The 3,496-nt window shown below is 52.3% G+C and carries 2 rRNA genes; both read left to right on the forward strand.

Going from position 1 to position 3,496, the window contains the following annotated elements:
* Positions 1 to 109: 109 nt before the first annotated feature.
* A 23S ribosomal RNA gene (locus PVOR_RS01945) occupies positions 110 to 3,155 on the forward strand.
* Positions 3,156 to 3,370: 215 nt separating this feature from the next.
* Positions 3,371 to 3,487: ribosomal RNA gene (gene rrf / locus PVOR_RS01950) — 5S ribosomal RNA — on the forward strand.
* The last annotated feature ends 9 nt before the right edge of the window (positions 3,488 to 3,496 follow it).

Consider the following 3,496-nt stretch of genomic DNA (forward strand, 5'->3'; position numbering starts at 1 on the left):
AAGATTCGTGACAGTCGATCCTTTGGAAGTTTCGTTTCCACCTATTAACTCGTTTAGTAGATCAGGAAACAAACGGACAACAGAGCGAATGGCGCGAAACTGAAGCGTTGGTTAAGCTACTAAGAGCACACGGAGGATGCCTAGGCGCTAGGAGCCGATGAAGGACGTGGCGAACAACGAAACTGCCTCGGGGAGCTGTAAGCAAGCTTTGATCCGGGGGTGTCCGAATGGGGAAACCCGGCTGATGTAATAGTCAGTCACTTCTATCTGAATACATAGGATAGCAAGAGGCATACCAGGGGAACTGAAACATCTAAGTACCCTGAGGAAGAGAAAACAAGAGTGATTCCGTCAGTAGCGGCGAGCGAACGCGGAACAGCCTAAACCAGAGAGCTTGCTCTCTGGGGTTGTGGGACGTCTCACATGGAGTTACAAAGGAACATATTAGACGAAGAGGTCTGGAAAGGCCCGCGATACGAGGTAAAAGCCCTGTAGTCGAAAGTATATTCCCTCCGAGACGGATCCCGAGTAGTGCGGGGCACGTGAAACCCCGTATGAATCCAGCAGGACCATCTGCTAAGGCTAAATACTCCCTAGCGACCGATAGTGAAACAGTACCGTGAGGGAAAGGTGAAAAGCACCCCGGAAGGGGAGTGAAATAGAACCTGAAACCGTGTGCTTACAAGAAGTCAGAGCCCTATTTATGGGTGATGGCGTGCCTTTTGTAGAATGAACCGGCGAGTTACGTTCCCATGCAAGGTTAAGGCGAGAAGCCGTAGCCGCAGCGAAAGCGAGTCTGAATAGGGCGATATAGTATGTGGTCGTAGACCCGAAACCGTGTGATCTACCCCTGTCCAGGGTGAAGGTGCGGTAACACGCACTGGAGGCCCGAACCCACGTATGTTGAAAAATGCGGGGATGAGGTGGGGGTAGCGGAGAAATTCCAATCGAACTCGGAGATAGCTGGTTCTCCCCGAAATAGCTTTAGGGCTAGCCTCGGAACTTAGAGTCGTGGAGGTAGAGCACTGATTGGGTGCGGGGCCCGCAAGGGTTACCAAGCTCAGTCAAACTCCGAATGCCATAGACTTATATCCGGGAGTCAGACAGTGAGTGCTAAGATCCATTGTCAAAAGGGAAACAGCCCAGACCATCAGCTAAGGTCCCCAAGTGTGTGTTAAGTGGGAAAGGATGTGGAGTTGCACAGACAACCAGGATGTTGGCTTAGAAGCAGCCACCATTTAAAGAGTGCGTAATAGCTCACTGGTCGAGTGACTCTGCGCCGAAAATGTAACGGGGCTAAACACACCACCGAAGCTATGGCTTGAATCGACTTCACTGCTTCTTTGAGGTAGTGAATACTGAGATGAACATTTTTGTCAGGCTTGAGATGAAATCAAGGATGACCAAATGCACTCAGGGGATAAACACACTTCGAAGGCGGAGTGAAGTCGATTCAGGGGTAGGGGAGCGTTGTATGTAGGTTGAAGGTGTACCGTAAGGAGCGCTGGACAGCATACAAGTGAGAATGCCGGTATGAGTAACGAAAAGATCAGTGAGAATCTGATCCGCCGAAAGCCCAAGGTTTCCTGAGGAAGGCTCGTCCGCTCAGGGTAAGTCGGGACCTAAGGTGAGGCCGAAAGGCGTAATCGAAGGACAACAGGTTGAAATTCCTGTACCACCGTAAACCGTTATGAACGATGGGGTGACGCAGGAGGGTAGTGACGCGGACTGATGGATGTCCGTCCAAGCAGTGAGGCTGATGTGTAGGCAAATCCGCACATCGATAAGGCTGGGCTGTGATGGGGAGTGAAAATTATAGTAGCGAAGGTCATGATCTCACACTGCCAAGAAAAGCCTCTAGTCAGGTGAAGGTGCCCGTACCGCAAACCGACACAGGTAGGCGAGAAGAGAATTCTAAGGCGCGCGGAAGAACTCTCGTTAAGGAACTCGGCAAAATGACCCCGTAACTTCGGGAGAAGGGGTGCCTCGGTAGGGTGAATAGCCCGAGGGGGCCGCAGTGAAAAGGCCCAAGCGACTGTTTAGCAAAAACACAGGTCTGTGCGAAGCCGTAAGGCGAAGTATACGGGCTGACGCCTGCCCGGTGCTGGAAGGTTAAGGGGAGCGGTTAGGAGCAATCCGAAGCTGTGAACCGAAGCCCCAGTAAACGGCGGCCGTAACTATAACGGTCCTAAGGTAGCGAAATTCCTTGTCAGGTAAATTCTGACCCGCACGAATGGCGTAACGACTTGGGCGCTGTCTCAACGAGAGATCCGGTGAAATTTTAATACCTGTGAAGATGCAGGTTACCCGCGACAAGACGGAAAGACCCCATGGAGCTTTACTGCAGCTTGATATTGGATTTGGGTACGATCTGTACAGGATAGGTGGGAGCCTTCGAAGCATGAGCGCCAGCTTGTGTGGAGGCGACGTTGGGATACCACCCTGATCGTATCTAGGTTCTAACTTGGTACCGTGATCCGGTGCGAGGACAGTGTCAGGCGGGCAGTTTGACTGGGGCGGTCGCCTCCTAAAGAGTAACGGAGGCGCCCCAAGGTTCCCTCAGAATGGTTGGAAATCATTCGAAGAGTGCAAAGGCATAAGGGAGCTTGACTGCGAGACCTACAAGTCGAGCAGGGACGAAAGTCGGGCTTAGTGATCCGGTGGTACCGCATGGAAGGGCCATCGCTCAACGGATAAAAGCTACCCTGGGGATAACAGGCTTATCTCCCCCAAGAGTCCACATCGACGGGGAGGTTTGGCACCTCGATGTCGGCTCATCGCATCCTGGGGCTGAAGTAGGTCCCAAGGGTTGGGCTGTTCGCCCATTAAAGCGGTACGCGAGCTGGGTTCAGAACGTCGTGAGACAGTTCGGTCCCTATCTGTCGTGGGCGTAGGAAATTTGAGAGGAGCTGTCCTTAGTACGAGAGGACCGGGATGGACGTACCGCTGGTGCACCAGTTGTTCCGCCAGGAGCATGGCTGGGTAGCTACGTACGGAAGGGATAAGCGCTGAAAGCATCTAAGCGTGAAGCCCCCCTCAAGATGAGATTTCCCAACTAGTAAGACCCCTTGAAGACGACGAGGTAGATAGGTTGGAGGTGGAAGTGCAGCAATGCATGGAGCTGACCAATACTAATCGGTCGAGGGCTTATCCAAAAACACCCCAAAAAGTGAAGCGAGGCGTTGAAGCTGATGCCGAATACTTTTCGGGGACCCCGATACCACATCGGGTAATGCTACGGATATCTAATACACGCAAATTTCGTTTCGTATCTAGTTTTCAGGTGATCAAAACTGAATTGGAAGTGTACAAGTTATACTTGCAAGGAGGACGATCACGGCATTTGGCGATGCCGGATCCTGAATATACGTTTGGTGGCGATAGCGGAAGGGTTCCACGCGTACCCATACCGAACACGACCGTTAAGCCTTCCAGCGCCGATGGTACTTGGACCGCAGGGTCCCGGGAGAGTAGGACGTCGCCAAGCGGATACATA

The sequence above is a fragment of the Paenibacillus vortex V453 genome (assembly GCF_000193415.1).
Taxonomy (GTDB): Bacteria; Bacillota; Bacilli; order Paenibacillales; family Paenibacillaceae; genus Paenibacillus_AQ; species Paenibacillus_AQ glucanolyticus.